The sequence below is a fragment of the Flavobacterium sp. GW823-FHT04A11 genome (genome assembly GCF_058796535.1).
Genome location: NZ_CM179503.1, coordinates 3,340,484 through 3,357,468 on the forward strand (window position 1 = coordinate 3,340,484; position 16,985 = coordinate 3,357,468).

The 16,985-nt window shown below is 32.6% G+C and carries 12 protein-coding genes; 5 read left to right on the plus strand and 7 right to left on the minus strand.

All coding sequences use genetic code 11. From position 1 onward, the window contains the following. Positions 1-267: 267 nt before the first annotated feature. The 4 genes from AC3QL1_RS14385 (at position 268) to AC3QL1_RS14400 (ending at position 9,273) form a co-directional block, all read left to right on the plus strand. Entirely contained in the window at positions 268-3,381 is a 3,114-nt protein-coding gene (locus AC3QL1_RS14385; protein ID WP_492492373.1) for a SusC/RagA family TonB-linked outer membrane protein, read from the plus strand. A 4-nt stretch (positions 3,382-3,385) separates the two neighbouring features. Further along, positions 3,386-4,861 carry a RagB/SusD family nutrient uptake outer membrane protein gene (locus tag AC3QL1_RS14390; protein ID WP_492492375.1) on the plus strand — a complete coding sequence of 492 codons (1,476 nt, stop codon included), beginning with the start codon at positions 3,386-3,388 and terminating at the stop codon, positions 4,859-4,861. A gap of 638 nt (positions 4,862-5,499) precedes the next feature. Next, on the plus strand, positions 5,500-8,787 hold the full coding sequence (locus tag AC3QL1_RS14395) for a DUF7149 domain-containing protein (RefSeq protein ID WP_492492376.1): 3,288 nt from the start codon (positions 5,500-5,502) through the stop codon (positions 8,785-8,787). Positions 8,788-8,841: 54 nt separating this feature from the next. Further along, positions 8,842-9,273: a TaqI-like C-terminal specificity domain-containing protein gene (locus AC3QL1_RS14400; RefSeq protein WP_492492377.1), complete on the plus strand. Its 432-nt coding sequence runs from the start codon at positions 8,842-8,844 to the stop codon at positions 9,271-9,273. On the opposite strand, the gene AC3QL1_RS14405 is transcribed toward AC3QL1_RS14400, so the two are convergent. Further along, positions 9,260-10,093: a TaqI-like C-terminal specificity domain-containing protein gene (locus tag AC3QL1_RS14405; protein ID WP_492492379.1), complete on the minus strand. Its 834-nt coding sequence runs from the start codon at positions 10,091-10,093 to the stop codon at positions 9,260-9,262. The genes AC3QL1_RS14400 and AC3QL1_RS14405 overlap by 14 nt on opposite strands. A 152-nt stretch (positions 10,094-10,245) precedes the next feature. Here AC3QL1_RS14405 and AC3QL1_RS14410 point away from each other — a divergent pair, with 152 nt between their 5' ends. Continuing rightward, positions 10,246-10,848: a master DNA invertase Mpi family serine-type recombinase gene (locus tag AC3QL1_RS14410; protein ID WP_492492380.1), complete on the plus strand. Its 603-nt coding sequence runs from the start codon at positions 10,246-10,248 to the stop codon at positions 10,846-10,848. A gap of 216 nt (positions 10,849-11,064) precedes the next feature. On the opposite strand, the gene AC3QL1_RS14415 is transcribed toward AC3QL1_RS14410, so the two are convergent. The 6 genes from AC3QL1_RS14415 to AC3QL1_RS14440 all read right to left on the minus strand — a co-directional run bounded on the left by AC3QL1_RS14415 (position 11,065) and on the right by AC3QL1_RS14440 (position 16,871). Continuing rightward, complete coding sequence (locus tag AC3QL1_RS14415; RefSeq protein ID WP_492492382.1) at positions 11,065-11,478, minus strand: helix-turn-helix domain-containing protein; 414 nt, start codon at positions 11,476-11,478, stop codon at positions 11,065-11,067. A gap of 566 nt (positions 11,479-12,044) precedes the next feature. Next, entirely contained in the window at positions 12,045-12,860 is an 816-nt protein-coding gene (locus tag AC3QL1_RS14420; RefSeq protein ID WP_492492384.1) for an SDR family NAD(P)-dependent oxidoreductase, read from the minus strand. A 224-nt stretch (positions 12,861-13,084) separates the two neighbouring features. Then, positions 13,085-13,672, minus strand: a complete 588-nt coding sequence (locus AC3QL1_RS14425; protein WP_492492385.1) for a TetR/AcrR family transcriptional regulator — start codon at positions 13,670-13,672, stop codon at positions 13,085-13,087. Positions 13,673-13,976: 304 nt separating this feature from the next. Next, positions 13,977-15,527, minus strand: a complete 1,551-nt coding sequence (locus tag AC3QL1_RS14430) for a DHA2 family efflux MFS transporter permease subunit (protein ID WP_492492387.1) — start codon at positions 15,525-15,527, stop codon at positions 13,977-13,979. Between the two features lie 114 nt (positions 15,528-15,641). Further along, complete coding sequence (locus AC3QL1_RS14435) at positions 15,642-16,091, minus strand: PaaI family thioesterase (RefSeq protein ID WP_492492389.1); 450 nt, start codon at positions 16,089-16,091, stop codon at positions 15,642-15,644. 189 nt (positions 16,092-16,280) lie between these two features. After that, a complete protein-coding gene (locus AC3QL1_RS14440; protein WP_492492391.1) occupies positions 16,281-16,871 on the minus strand; it encodes a TetR/AcrR family transcriptional regulator in 591 nt (196 codons plus the stop codon). Positions 16,872-16,985: the final 114 nt, after the last annotated feature.

Genomic DNA, 16,985 nt, shown 5'->3' on the forward strand with positions numbered 1-16,985 from the left:
TTTTTAGGGTTATTAAAAATATTTATAATATCAGGTTTTATGCCAGATCACGTAATAAATATTTATAAAGTTTTTATTGAAAAAAATAATAGGGTTAAACCAGTATTCGTTGACCACAATCCATTTAAATTAAAATTATAGTCTTTTTTCTACATTAAATAAACTTTAGCCTATAATATATTAGTTATTGTAAGAAATTATTATCAAATTTACCTGATTATTAATAATAAAAAATTTAACATGAGGGTAAAATTTAAATGGATTCTAGTGTCAATACTGATGTTGATCATGCAGTTTTCTTATGCACAGGAAAGAAAGGTGTCTGGAGTTGTTTCAGACGGAGTCGGGCCAATTACCGGCGTAAATATTATGGTAAAAGGCACCAAAAACGCTACTCAAACCGATTTAAGCGGTGAGTATGCCGTAAAAGTAAAAACCGGTGATATTCTTGTATTTTCTTATATGGGAATGCGCGATGTGGTAATGACCGTTAGTACTTCATCTATTATGAATGTGAAAATGCAGGAAGACGGCAAAGCATTAGACGAAGTTGTGGTCGTTGCTTATGGCAAGGCAAAGAAGTCTTCGTATACAGGATCTGCAGCTCAAATTAAATCAGAAAAACTTGAAAACAGACCTTTAACGAATGCGCTTTCAGTTTTAGAAGGAAGTACTTCGGGGGTTCAGATTCAAAGTTCTTCAGGACAGCCGGGATCAGCACCGGAAATCAGAATACGCGGATTTAGCTCGATTAACGGGTCAAATACGCCATTGTATGTTGTAGACGGAGTTCCGTTTGTGGGAGATATAGGCAATTTAAATTCGAATGACATTGAGAGTCTTACGGTTTTAAAAGATGCTTCTTCGACTTCGCTTTATGGTTCAAAAGCTGCAAATGGTGTTATTATTATAACGACTAAAACAGGAAAATCGACTAAAGATAAATTTTCTTTAAACGTAAGTCAGGGAATGACTTCGCGATCGATAAAAGAATACGACAGGGTAAATGCATATGATTATTATCCTTTAGAGTGGGAAGCTATCCGAAATAGCAGACCCATGACAACTCAGGCACAAATTGATGCGGCCAATACGTATGCATCAGCAAGAGTTCCGGTGGTATTGGTAACAAATCCATTTAATGTACCTGGAGGAAATATTGTGGGTACAGACGGAAAGTTAAATCCAAACGCAGAATTATTATATCCGGAAGATTTAAATTGGGAAAAACAGTTGGAAAGAGCTGGAGTCCGTCAAAATGTAGATTTCTCTTATCAGGGAAAATCAGAAAAATCGAATTATTTTGCTTCTCTCGGACATTTAAAGGAAGAAGGTTATATTCAAAAATCAGGTTTTGAAAGAACTACAGGCCGTTTAAATTTAAATACAAGCTTAAACAATTGGTTTAAAACCGGAATAAATATTTCAGGATCATTAACAAACGCTGCTTTGGCAGTTGACGGAGCAGATAATTCATCTGCTTATAATAATGTTTTTAGAACAGTACGATATATGGGGCCTATTTATCCTGTTTTTAATCATGCTGAAAATGGTGATTATATAGTAGATGCAAATGGCGAAAAAGAATATTCAACAACAAGAGGTTCCGGTGCATCAAACGGGCGAAATATTGTTTACGAAACATTAAATAATACTGATAATGAAAAAGGACTGGCACTTTCGGCAAGAACTTACTTTGAAATAAGCTTTTTGAAGGATTTCAAATTCACCACAAATGTTTCTATTGATAAGTCTTATTTTAACAGAACCTATTCTTATAATCCTGAAATAGGAGACGGCGCGCCTACAGGTTTAATGAGTAAAGAAGATTTAATACTAACCGGGATTGCTTATAATCAATTACTTAACTATTCTAAAAAAATAGAAAATCATACTATATCTGCATTGTTAGGTCATGAGAGTTTTGAATATGAAACAAACTTTACAACAGGCGTTAAAACCGGTCAGGTAGTTCCTGATATTATAGAGTTTATAAACTATGCTACGATTACGGATTTAAATTCTTATTCAAGAAATTATGCTACAGAATCTTATTTTTCAAGACTAGGATATGACTATATGGATAAATATATTGTATCCGCATCGATTCGCAGGGATGGTTCTTCAAAATTTTCTCAGAAAAACAGATGGGGTAATTTTTGGTCTTTTGGAGGCGCATGGGTAATTTCTAAAGAAAATTTTCTGACGGATAATTCCTGGATAAATGATTTAAAACTTCGCGCATCAATAGGAGAGGTGGGCAATGATTCTCATACAAGCAATTCAGGTTTAAATTTTTATGTAAGTCAGGCCACTTATTCTTTGGGATATGATAACGGAAGCGAGGGAGGAATAATTAACAATGCCGCAGCTGCAGCCGATTTGAAATGGGAAGTGAACACTCAAAAAGATCTGGCGGCAGAATTCGGATTGTTTAAAAACAGGCTTACAGGAACAATAGAATATTATCGCAGAAATACGGACGGACTTATTTTTTCGGTTCCAAATGCATTGTCTTCGGGGTTAGACAACAGAATAGAAAATATTGGTTCTATGTTTAACAGAGGTTTTGAAATTTCATTAGATGGTATAATTCTTAAAACAAATGATTTTTCGTGGAGTTTAAATGTAAACGCTTCTACGATACATAATGAAATTACAAGTCTGCCACAAAAAGAAATAATCTCGGGATCAAAAAAACTTGCAGTGGGACAATCCATTTATGATTATTGGTTAAGAAGTTGGTACGGCGTTGATCCCGCAGACGGATATGCTTTATACGTTGCCGATCCTGAAAAAATGGTTGCTAACGATCCTATCGGAAGAACTGTAAACGGAGTAAACGTAACTACAGACCAAAATAAAGCGTTGTATCATTATGCAGGTTCTGCAATTCCTGATTTATTTGGAAGTTTTGGTACTGCTTTCAAATACAAGGGAATTAAATTAGACGTGATGTTTGCGTATCAGTTTGGAGGTTTAATGTACGATACAAATTATGCCGCATTAATGCAGACAGGAAATAATTATGGAGCTGCTTTTAGTACGGATATTTTAAAAAGATGGCAAAAAGCCGGAGATATTACAGATGTTCCCCGATTAGATATTAACAGAAGCACGCAATCTACTGCTGCTTCAGACAGATGGCTTGAAAAATCAGATTATCTGGCTTTAAGACAAATTAATCTGTCTTATAAATTACCTGCAGATTTGATTTCGAAACTTCAAATTGATAATGCTACCCTTTATGTCAATGGAGAAAACCTTCTGCTGTTTACAAAACGCCAGGGAATGGACCCAACACAAACCTTTAACGGAACAACCCAAAACCGATATATTCCGTCACGAGTAATTACAATGGGATTTAATTTAAATTTTTAATATTATGAAATCAAATTATATAAAACTGATATTCTGTATCCTGTCAATGGCTGTTTTGCAATCTTGCTCAGATGATTTTCTGGATAAAACCCCAACCGAATTTGTAGATTATGATGCTGCTACAAAAACCACAGCTAATTTAATGACAACCTTAAATGGTATTCACAGATCGTTATATGTTAGATACGAATCCAATCAAAGTGATTGTGGTCTGGGCGGATTAATGCAACAGACCGATATTGTAGGAGAGGATGTTGTTTTTCCGGCCGTAAACGGTTGGTTCCTGGCGCTATATAACTGGTCAGCAGTAAGCAATGAAAATGCTCAGGATATCAGATTTCCGTACAGAACCTATTACAGGATAATTCGAAATGCAAATACCATAATAAATGCTGCAGATGCTGCAATCGGTTCTCCCGAAGATAAAAATAGTGTAAAGGGACAAGCGCTTTTGTATCGTGCTTTTTGCCATTTTCAATTGGTACAATTATATGGTAAAAGATATGTAAATGGTGAAAATAATACACAATTAGGCGTTCCGATTATCCTGACTGTTGGCAACGAGAATTTCCCGCGTTCTACAGTTGAAGAAGTTTATGCACAGATTAATAAAGATCTGGATGAAGCAAATATTTTACTGGTTGGATATTCGAAACCAAATAATTCTCACTTAAATCTAAAAGTAGCACAGGGATTAAAAGCGCGTGTCGCCCTGACTCAGGGAAACTGGAAACTGGCGGCAGATTATGCCAATAAAGCCAGACAAGGAATGAGCTTAATGTCTATGGCAGATTATAGTGCCGGTTTTAATGATTATAATAACAAAGAATGGATGTGGGGAAGCCATATAACAGAATCTCAGACAGATTATTTTGGAAATTTTGGAGCTTTTATGTCAAGAAACTATAATTCGACAGTAATACGTTCCTGCCCAAGAGTAATAAACAGCAAGTTGTATAATATCATTCCGTCTACAGATGTGCGTTCGACCATTTTTAGTAAAGATGGTAAACATCCCAATCTGGCATTGCCGGGAACATTTTCTAAATTTCCGTATACGAGTCAAAAGTTTCTGTCTGTAAGTACCGGAGACAGCAGATGTGATGTTCCTTATATGCGTGCAGCCGAAATGTACCTCATAGAAGCCGAAGCAAAAGCAAGATTAGGACACCCCGATGCCGCCACAATACTTTTTGATTTTGAGAAAACCAGAAATCCCGCTTATGTTTTATCCCTAAACACCGGACAAGCTCTGATTGATGAAATACTCCTGCAAAGAAGAATAGAATTGTGGGGAGAAGGTTTTAGATTTTTTGATTTAAAACGAACAAATTCAGCACTGGACAGAACAGGCGCAAACCACGATTCCTCAACAGTAAACGGAGTCATGACGGTTCCTGCCACAGATAAAAGATGGCAATGGCTGATTCCGATAGCTGAGATTAACGCGAATCCGTTAGTGGTGCAGAATGAGTTGTAGGTTATTTTGATTTGGTTTTTGATAAAGACGATACGCTTTTTGCGTATCGTTTTTTTAGCTTTTTAAATCAATTGTTTGATTTTGATGAGACAAATTTATGGCGATTATGTTTATTAATCAAGTTTATAATTTTTTAGGGTCATTATAATGTTTATAATGACCGGTTTTATAACAGATCACGTAAACAATAAATTTGGATTTTTATTAAACAACCGATAGAGGAAAGCAACATCATGTAAATAAATTATATAATAAATTTTTTTTAATTGTATAGTTGTTCTAGTTCCGAGAATATTGATTTTATAAATAAATTATCTAATTATGGTTTTCCGTAATGGCATAATCTATTTATTAATGTTATTTGCTTTGAAACTTTTATTCAGATCTCGTAAAAATCTTTATAAATAACACAAAATCAGGTATTTCTACCTGCTTAATATTTCTTAATTATTTATTAATTTGTTAAAATTTTAACTCAACTATGATAAAATTTTTAATCAACCGATAATTAATTTTAGAATGATTTAAATATTGATATTGTGAATTTTTTTAATATCAAAAAGCTATAAAATTCAAAATTATTTTAAAGATCAGAAAAATCAGAAAAAGAAGTAATGAACCAACAAAACTAGCAAATTATGAATACTATACTTCTTGAGCCTAGAAAAGCCATTAGTAAAGCTTTTTTAAGAATTAAACCAAGCAGAAGCTTTATTGAAATTTTTAAAAGCAATCTTATTATATTGCTCGACAGAATAAATGAAAAAGAATCTGAAGAATTTCATAAAAATTTGGTCATTGAATTTTTGAAGAAAACATATTATGATCCAAACTATTTTATGAATACTAAAGGACGTAATGATTTAGTTATTCATAATGGAAAAGAGCCCGGAAGTTTTGTAGGCGTTATAATTGAAGCAAAAAGTCCGGTCAATAAATCAGAAATGATTTCAATAGCCAATCTTAATAAAAAAGCACTGCATGAATTGGTATATTATTACATGCGAGAAAGAATAATACATACAAATACGGAACTAAAGAATCTTGTAGTTACTAACATTTATGAATGGTTTATTTTTGATGCTCAACTCTTTAATAAGCTTTTTGCAGAGAACAAAGGATTTGTAAAACAGTTTATTGATTTTGAGAATAAAAGAGCATCAGGAAGTAGTACTGATTATTTTTATAACCAAATAGTGTCTCCATTTATTGCTGCCTTGCCGGCAACTTTAGAATACACACATTTTGATATCCGAAATTATGATAAGCCACTTAGAAATTCTAATAAGATTGACGATAAACAATTAATTGCCTTATATAAGTTATTATCCCCTGAACATTTACTTAAACTTTCGTTTGCAAATGATAGCAATAGTCTTGACAAGAATTTTTACACAGAGTTATTGCATATTATTGGACTGACAGAAAATAAGGAAGGAGGTAAAAAACTCATTCAGCGTAATAAAGAAAATAAACGCTTTTCAGGCTCTTTATTGGAGAATGTTATATTGCAATTAGATAGTATGGATAAATTATCCCGTCTTGAAAATCCAAAGCTTTATGGAAATAACAACGAAGAACGGCTCTTTTCTATTGCATTAGAACTTACGATTACTTGGGTAAATCGAATTTTATTTTTAAAACTACTAGAAGCCCAATTGATTTCTTATCAGAAAACAAACAAGGACTATGCATTCTTGAATTCTGAAAAAATTAAAGATTATGATGATCTTAATACTTTATTTTTTCAAGTTTTAGCTAAAAGAACCAATGAACGAAATTCTGATGTAAAACAATTTGAAAAAGTACCGTATTTAAATAGTTCCCTTTTTGAAATGACTGATTTGGAACATCAAATGTTTCCAATATCTCAACTTGAACACAATAAAACTTTGCCATTACTAAATTCGACTGTAATTAAAGATTTACTTGGTAAAAAGAGAACAGGGGAATTAAATGCATTACATTATTTTATCTCTTTTCTTGATTCTTATGATTTTGCTAGTGAAGGTTCTGAAGATATTCAAGAAGACAATAAAACATTAATTAATGCTTCTGTTTTAGGATTAATTTTTGAAAAAATAAATGGATATAGAGATGGTTCTTTTTTTACTCCTGGTTTTATCACCATGTATATGTGTAGGGAAACTATCCGTCGATCAGTTGTTCAAAAATTTAATGAAATTAAAGGTTGGGATTGTAATAGTTTTCTTGATCTACAAAATAAAAAATATGATATATCAGAAGCTAATACTATTATAAATAGTTTAAAAATTTGTGACCCAGCTGTTGGTTCCGGACATTTTTTAGTTTCTGCTTTAAATGAAATCATTTCTATTAAGAGCAAACTTGAAATATTATGTGATAAGCAAGGTAGACTTTTAAAGAATTACCAAATCATTATTGAAAATGATGAATTAATGATTTTTGATGACCGTGACGGAAGTTTTTTTCAATATAATCCATTAAGTGAAGAAAGTAGAAGAGTACAAGAAACCTTATTTAATGAAAAGCAAACTATTATTGAAAATTGCTTATTCGGTGTTGATATTAATCCAAATTCAGTCAAAATATGTCGTTTACGTTTATGGATTGAGTTGCTTAAAAATGCATATTACAAAACAAGTACCAATGAATTAGAGACACTTCCTAATATTGATATTAATATAAAATGTGGTAATTCATTAGTCAGCCGTTTTAATTTGAATACTGATATTAAAGAGGCTTTAAAAAAAAGCAAGCTCTCAATTGAAGTTTATAAAAGTGCCGTTGACACCTATCGAAATGCAGATACTAAACAGCAGAAAAAAGAGATGGAAATTTTAATTGGAGAGATAAAAACCAATTTTAGAACTGAAATTAATTCTAATGATCCGAAATTAACTAAACTATACAAACTTAGGGGAGAACACTTTATTCTTACTTCTCAAACAGGTTTATTTGAACTTAGTAAAAAAGAAGAATCAGAAAGAAAGAAAAAAATAAAAATAGTATTAGCAGAAATATCTAGATTAGATTTTGAGATTGAACAAATTAAAAGTAACAAAATATTTGAAAATGCCTTTGAGTGGCGTTTTGAATTTCCAGATATTTTAAATAGTTATGGTGATTTTGAAGGATTTGATGCAGTAATTGGAAACCCTCCATATATTCAGCTACAAAAATTAGGAGAAGAAAGTAATGCTTTACAAAAAATGGGTTTTGAAACCTATAATAAAATGGGGGATATTTACAGCCTGTTTTATGAATTAGGTTTTAATATTTTGAAGAACAATGGAATGCTAACTTTTATAACTTCTAATAAATGGATGAGAGCAGGATATGGTCAAAGTCTACGGAAATATTTCGTTGAGAAAACAAATCCTGAAATTTTAATAGATTTTGGGGGAGTACAAGTTTTTGATACTGCAACTGTTGATACAAACATTTTAATTTCTAAAAAATCGATTTACGATGGTAAAACTAATTCTTGTATTTTGGAAAAAGATCATAGCATAAATAATATGAGCGATTATTTTAGTCAAAAATCAAGTTTAATCTGTTTTAATTCAGAAAGTTGGGCAGTCTTAAGTGATATAGAATTAAATATCAAGAAAAAAGTAGAAAAAATCGGTATTCCATTAAAAGATTGGGATATCAAAATTTACAGAGGAATTTTAACTGGATATAATGAAGCTTTTATCATAGATGAAAAGACAAAAGATGAATTAATTCAACATTCATATTCAACAGATTTAAGCGAAATTATACGACCGATTTTAGGAGGCAGGGATATTTTTAAATATTTGTTGAAACAAAAAAAATGGTTAATTACTATTCCTTGTGGATGGACAGATATTAATAGAGGAAATGATGAGCCTGAAAATTATTTTAGAAACACATACCCTCATATTTATGAACATTTTATTAAAAGTATGAAAAAGTAATTTAAAGGAAAGGGTCTGTTAGAACGTGAAGACAAAGGAGATTATTGGTGGGAGTTGCGTCCTTGCGCCTATTGGCAGGATTTTGATTCGGAAAAGATTGTATATTCGGAAATAGTAAGAGAGCCACAATTCTGTCTAGACATTAATAAAATGTTTGTAAATGATACAAGTTTCATAATGCTTGGGAAAAATATTAAATATATTTTAGCTCTTCTAAATTCAAAACCAGTTTCATTTTTTTTTAAAAAATTTTATGCTGGAGGAGGATTAGGAGAAGACGGATTTAGATATAAAAAAGTTTTTTTAGAAAAATTACCTTTACCAAAAACATCAAATATAAAAATTATTGAAGATTTAGTTGATAAAATTATAATTCTAAAAAAGGAAAATAAATCAACTTACGATTTAGAAAATAAAATTGATATAATTGTATCTAATCTATATGAATTAGAAGATTTTGAATTAGCCTATATTAATCAATTTTAGAGTTTAACAAGTATCTTTTCTCCTCTTCATTAAAACTAAATGTTTCAAAAAAAACATTATTAATTTCCATTTCATATTTACTTATATCAGCATTGATATCCTTTTCCTTTTCTTGCAAACATATATCAACTAATCTTATTATCTCATTTTCTACGTCTTTAGTTACTTTAGGAATTAATAATGGCTCAAGAGCCTGAACGCTCGTTATAACATCTCCTGTGCCTGTTTTGGGAGCATTGTTTAATAATTCTCTTTTACTTATTATAGAATTAAGAAAACCTAAAATAAATTTTAAATCATTTCCAGTAGCAAAGCAAGTACTATCTAAACAAACAGTTTTGCTTTCATCATAAGAAAACCTTATCACAGAACCAATTCTTTTCCAAATAATTTTTGGTTTATTAAAATCCTCCCAATACCCAATTTGATCTTGTGTTTCAAACCATTTATTTGATGTTTTTTTCCTTGATCCTTTTTCCCCAGTTTGTTTTAATCTATCGTACCCAAAAGATAATAAATGACTTTTTAATGTTTGATAATTTTCAATTTCAATATTTGAACTTGGAAAGCTACATATTAAAAATAAATTTTGCCAATTTGCTTTATAGTTTTGAATATCCCTGCCTCTTAAAATCGGTCGTATAATTTTATCACAATTAGGTGATTTAGTAATTAATTCATTTCTAACTTCTTCTCCAATAATAAAAGCTTCATTATATCCAGTTTTAATACCATAATTAATTTTAATATCCCAATCTTTTAGTGGAATTCCTATTATCTCTATCTTTTTCTTTATTTCTTGCTCAATAGTGCCAAGCACAACCCAACTTTCTGAATTAAAACAGATTAAACTTGATTTTTGACTAAAATAATCGCTGGATTAGTACTAACTACAATAGATAATAAAATTTATATATTTCCTTACTTCAGAAACTGTACATTTAAACATATTAATTATTTAATTTATTCAATATGAATTATGGCTACATTCGCGTAAGTACGGACAAACAAACTACGCAAAATCAAAAATTTGAAATCAAAAATTACGCAAAAGAACGAAGCATAGTGATTGATGAATGGATTGAAGAAACAATAAGTGCTACTAAAAAACTGGAACAAAGAAAGTTTGGACATTTGCTAAATAAAATGAAAAAAGGAGACATGCTTATAGTGTCTGAACTTTCAAGAATGGGTAGGAATCTAATGCAGATAATGAAAATTCTTCATGATTGTATGGAAAAAGATATACAAGTTTTCACAATTAAAGAACGTTATGAACTAGGTAATAATATTAATTCAAAGGTTTTAGCCTTTGCCTTTGGTTTATCAGCTGAGATAGAACGTAATTTAATTTCACAAAGAACAAAAGAAGCTTTGGCTAGAAAAAAAGCTGAAGGAGTAATTCTGGGAAGACCAATAGGAAGTAAGTCCAGTACATTGAAACTTACAGGTAAAGAGGAGGAAATAAAGAAGCTTTTGAAAAAAAAGATATCATATAGCGGTATTGGAAGAATTTTAGGAGCGCATCGATTAACAGTATCAAGCTTTGTAAAAGATAATAGCTTGTTAAGTTGATTTTTATTAGCAAGGATTTAGCCTACTAATATATTTTATAAAATTGCGCACGGTTTTCGACCTTGCGTAATTTTTGTATAATATCCTTAGATATGCTTATCAGCTACGTATTTATACGGGATTATTAAATCTAATAAAAAAAACGAAACCATTTCTCCCAAAAGAAACAATCTCGTTTTATAACTATCAATAAAAAGTCAAAAGACTTTTATTCCTTTATTTATCCTTTAACAATTTCTCCAAATAAGCATTTTTCTCTTTTTCTGCCTCTAACAATCTCTCATAAAGCTTTTTATTTTCATCATAAGCGTCAATTAACTTATCTAAAGGATTGAAAGTACAATTATTTGCAAAAATACTTCCGGTCGTCACAACATTATCGGTGAAACTATTAAAATAATTAATTGCAGCTTCGTCTGAAAAGTTTTTAATAGCTTCAACACTTACTCCCAAAGCTTTTGCTACGTCAATAAGTTTTTCATCATCTATAGTTTCACTATTTTCCAAAGCAGATATAGCCTGTTGGTTAGTTCCTAAAGCTTGTGCTAAAGCTTCTTGTTTCATGTCTCTAAGTTCACGAATTCGGCTAATTTTTCGCCCTATATGGTTTGGTTTTGATAGTGTGCTCATAATTTAAAAGTAATGTTAAGGGTAATAACAGCAATATATAAAAACATATTTTGCTATGAATGTTGCGTTCAAAATGATTTGATACCGGACAATTTATTACGCATTGTATAAAAACAAAAGTACGATTTTTGAGACATGAAATAGTTAAAAGCGAAAAATAATCAAACCAATTTTATCTGTTTATGCCTAAAACTTCCTGAGCTTGTATAAGTGCAAAACAACTCCATAAAAAAAAACGAGATCATTCCTTCCTAAAAAGAAACAATCCCATTTTTCAATCAACTTAAAAAAGAGAAATAAATTATCTGTTTGTTGCGACAGACTAATTCACCAAATGTTTGTTATGATTTAACTCTGTATTAAACAGAAATAATGACATCGAGGTTGTGTAGATTTACTTTAACTTCTTGAGTTTTTCCAGCAATAGTAACATATTGAGTGGTTGGTCGGGATTTCCGACCAACCACATTTACGACTAGTTGACTTTCTTTAAAAAAAAACGAGATCATCTCTTCCTAAAAAGAAACAATCTCGTTTTCAATCAACTTAAAAAAATCAGAAATAAATTATCCGTGCGCTGCTACAGAAACGTCAGCCCATTCTTCCCAGGTTGCTAGTTTTTGTTCGTACGTTTGTTTAGCAAATGGCAAAGCTACTTTTCCTAAGAATAAGCGTAAAGGTGGGTTTTCGGCTTCGACCAATTTAATGATCGCCGGAACTGTAGCGCTAGTTTTTCCGAAAGTATCTGGATCATGTCCTTCTGCAACCGCTTTTTTGATTCCGTCATAAGCGTCGATGCTTTCGCTGTTGAATCCGTTACCCCAAATGTCTGTAACGTAACCGTTTGGTTCCACCAAAGTCACTTTGATTCCGAATTGTTTTACCTCCTGAGCCAAAGTTTCAGTAAGACCTTCAACGGCAAATTTAGACGCATTGTATAAACCAATCAACGGTAAAGTCGCGATTCCTAAAATAGAAGAAACCTGAATAATATGACCGCTTTTTTGGTTTCTCATAATTGGCAATACGGCTTGTGTTAACCAAAGTGTACCAAAGAAATTGGTTTCAAATTGTGCTCTTGCTTCGCTTTCGCTTGCTTCTTCAACCGCACCATTTAAGGCATAACCGGCATTGTTGATCAAAATATCAATTTTCCCGAAATGTTGTTTTACTTTTTCTACTAATGCAAACGATTCCTCACGATTGTTTACGTCTAATTTTAGCGGTAAAATGGCATCGCCATATTTTGCTTTTAAATCGTTTAGTGTATCAATATTTCGGGCTGTTGCAGCTACCTGATATCCTTTTTCTAAAAATGCTTCTGTCCAGGCTTTTCCAAATCCTTTTGATGCTCCTGAAATTAAAATTGTTTTTACTGACATGTTTTCTAATTTTTAATTGTTAATGGTAAATTGTTGAACTGTTTATTTGTTTAATCGTTAATTTGTGTTTCTTTAAATATGACTTATCGGTCATTTTTTATATCAAAGAATAGTATAATGTTTTCAAAAAATAAAATCTTTTTAATTCTATATCCCGATAGCTATCAGTAGTGGCAAAAACTATTCATAAAATGACTTATCGGTCATTTTTTTGATAAAAAAAATTATAATGTGTTTTCTTCAATCATAGACTTTAAGGTTTTTGTGATAACCTGCATTTTATCATTACTGCCTGACATTCTTGATATGAGATGTCCGCCTTCAATCATGGCAAACATTACCGTTGCAAAATCGGCTGCGTTCCAGTCCGGTTTAAATTCTCCGTTGGCAATTCCTTTATTGATGCTGTTGGTCAGTAGTTGCTGATTTGCGTTACACCCTTTGTTTATTTTTTCTTTTACAATAGGGTTGGTGTCATCGGCTTCTGTTCCGAAATTCAATAACGGACAACCACCCGTAAGTGGCGGATTTACAGCATTGCTAAAGAAATTGATATAGTTAAATAACTCTTCTTTGGCCGTTTTCGCCTTGCTGATTTCAAACAGAAGTTTATCTCCCAATATTTTCATATTATGATCGACGGCGGCGCAGGCCAGCACTTCTTTATTTTCAAAATGAACGTACATGCTTCCTTTGGAGAGTTTTGTAGCTTCCATAATATCGCTCATAGCCGTTGCAGCAATCCCTTTTGTGTTAAAGATTGGGGCCGCTTTTTCTATGATAAATTGTCTGGTTTCTTCTCCTTTTGCCATGATAGCGTTATTTACTTTTTTATGTAAGTTTTAATTACGGTACAAATATATGACCGATTGGTCATATATGCAAATTTTTTATGATTTATTTTTAGTGGATAATGTTTAAACACATAGAAACATAGATTTTGTAAGCTTTGAAAAGGCATTTCATTTGTTTAAAAAATCATAGCTCATTGTCATGCTAAGCATCCCAAGACTCCGGGAGAAGTCCATTCAGGTTAACAAGCCTTCGACTTCGCTCAGGGTGACAACCAGGGAAAACTTAGAAACTTAGCCACTTAGAATCTTAGCATCTTTTTTATTAGTGATCCGACAGAATTATGTTTGTTTTTGGCTTTTTAGATTTTCCCATTACCAATAATAACAGCGGTAACGTAAAGGCAAAAAACAAACCAACAAGTAAAAACGCATCTCTGTAACTTAATAAGGATGATTGTTTGGTTACAACGCCTTCCATAAGTTTCAGGGCTTTGATTCTGGCTTCGTTGTACGCAAAACCTTTATGTTGAAAATAGTTGATATATCCGTTAATTCTCTCCATTGCTTTGACGTTGTCGGGCGTTACATTGGCGATTAATTCGTTTCGGTGTGCGGCAAATCGGTGTGCTATGTAGGTGTTAATAATCGATACGCCAAAAGAACCTCCCAATTGACGCATCATATTGTTTAAAGCCGCTCCCTGACCAACATCTTTATCATCGAGAGAAGAAACAGCGAGCATGGTTAACGGAACCGTAAGCAATGCCATTCCCAATGCTCTAAAAATAAGTGCTGTCGAAACTTCGAGTGCACTCGTATTTAAAGTGATTCCGGACATTCGCCAGTTGAAATAAATAAACAGCAGAAATCCAGAAGCGATAATAATCACCGGAGAAACGCCTTTTTGCAATAAGGTTCCGCACAGTTTCAAGGCGACAAGCGCAAACAAAGCACCCGGAAGTAAAAGTAATCCCGTTTGATAAGGCGAAAAGCTCAATAAACGCTGCGCCACAACGGGACTTATATAAATAGAAATGAACATTCCGAATCCGGTTACGAAAGTCAAAATCGCGGCAATACTCAAGGTTTTACTTTTCAAAACCCTAAGATTTACAACGGGTTTATCAACTTGCAATTCCCAATAAATAAACAGGAGCAGGGTTGTTACCGCAATAACCGTCAGGACGACAATATATCGCGTTTCGAACCAGTCTTCGACTTCACCGCGTTCCAGAACAGTTTGCAAAGCGCCAACTCCTATGGCAAGCAAAGCAATTCCTGTCCAGTCGACTTTTGCTTTTTCTGGTTTTACAGGCGGTTCGGTTAATAAAAAATAACAGGATAGCGTAACCAAAATTCCAATGGGAATATTAATCAAAAAGATCCACGGCCAGTCGTAATTCTCGGTAATGAATCCACCGAGCGTTGGTCCAATTGTGGGTCCGATAAAAATTCCTGCGCCAAATAAAGCGCCCGCCGTTGATTGTTTGTCTTTCGGAAAAAGTTCAAACACGACAACCTGTGAAATAGACAATAAAGCACCGCCGCCAATTCCCTGCATAAACCTGAAAAAGACCAGCATCCAGATATTCGACGAATGTCCGCACATAAACGAGCAGAAAGTAAACAAAACAATCGAGCCAATATAATAATTGCGTCGCCCGAGATTGGCGCTCAAAAAACTCGTAATCGGAATAATAATTACGTTGGCAATGGCATAAGCGGTAATCACCCAAGAAGTATCTTCGAGCGTTGCGCCAAGGTTTCCGCTCATGTGATACAGCGCTACATTGACAATCGATATATCAATTAGCTCCATGATGGCGGCTAAGATTACGGTAAAAATCAGTAGTTTTCGGTTTAGTTCAGTCATATTATTTTCATACCAATCGGTATATTTTTATTTAAAAAAACAACTTTTAATTAAAGTATAAACAGCTGTTTTTTTGGAGATTAAAATTTATTCTGATAATGCCAATCTGAAATTTTACAACATTTGCTTGACAACATTCGTTTTAAAAAGATTAGAATAGGCGGTGGCAATTAATCGGGTTTGTGCTTCATTCCAAATCTCGCATTGTGCATTCACAAATTGTCTTCCTTTTTTGATAATGGATGTTCTTGCAAGGATAATATCGCCCACTTTTGCCGGAGCAAAATAATCAACATTGAGATTTATAGTCGTATAAAAATTTTCTTCAGCTAGTGAAAACATCGTCGCGCCAATACAATCATCGGCAATTGCTGCGATAACGCCTCCATGTAATGATTTTACCGGATTTGACATTTCTTCTCTCACCAAATATTGAAAAGTGACACTGCCATCTTCAGCCGCTAAAACTATCGGACGCATCCAAAGCATAAAAGGCGAGGGTGAAGCTGTAAATTCTTTGTCAATATGATCTTGCAATACTTGTAATCTGGTTTTTGTTTCCATTTTTTTTGAGTTTTGGGTTATGAGTTATGAGTTATGAGTTTTGAGTTATTGGTTATTAGTTATTAGTTATTAGTTATTAGTTATTAGTTATTAGTTATGGGTTTTGAGTTTTCAATTATGGGTGGACTTCTAACATTGACACTTACTACTTTTAAATACCAATCGGTATATTTTTATGTAAAAAAAGACTTATTCTAAGTCGGTTATAATTTTTTTTAATGAAATCATGATTGTAGACAGGTTATTTAAATCTCCCGTCACTTTCGCAATCATTACAGCGCCTTCGATAGTCGCGATAATAGTTAGTGCCGTTCTTTCTATGTCAATTGATTTAGCTTTAAATTCGCCTGCAATAATGCCTTGTTCAATAAAATACATCAGTTTTTCTTTCCATAAAAGAATCGCCCTTTCCACATTCTTTTTCAACAAAGGGTGCGTATCATCTGCTTCTGTGGCAGTATTCAGAATCGGACATCCGCCACTTGTAACCCTTAAATCATAATAATGCGAATACAATCGGGGATAAACCAATAATTTGTCTTTAAAGGTTTTTTGCTTTTCAATTTCAGCCGCAAAAGTATCCTGAAGCTTCTTGATATTGTACTTAAAAGCAGCAAGCGCCACTTCGTCCTTATTTTCAAAATTCCCGTAAATACTTCCTTTTGTAAGTCCGGTTGCCTCGGTAATATCGCTCATGGAAGTACCGCTGTATCCTTTTGTATTAAAAATAGGAGCAGTTTTTTCGATTATAAATTGCTTGGTTTTTTCGGCTTTACTCATAACTTGAAAATAAATAACGATGCAAATATATACCAATTGGTATAATTTATAAACTTTAAATGCATTTATTTTATTCGATGTTTTTCAAACAACTAAAAAGGGATTTTCTAAAAT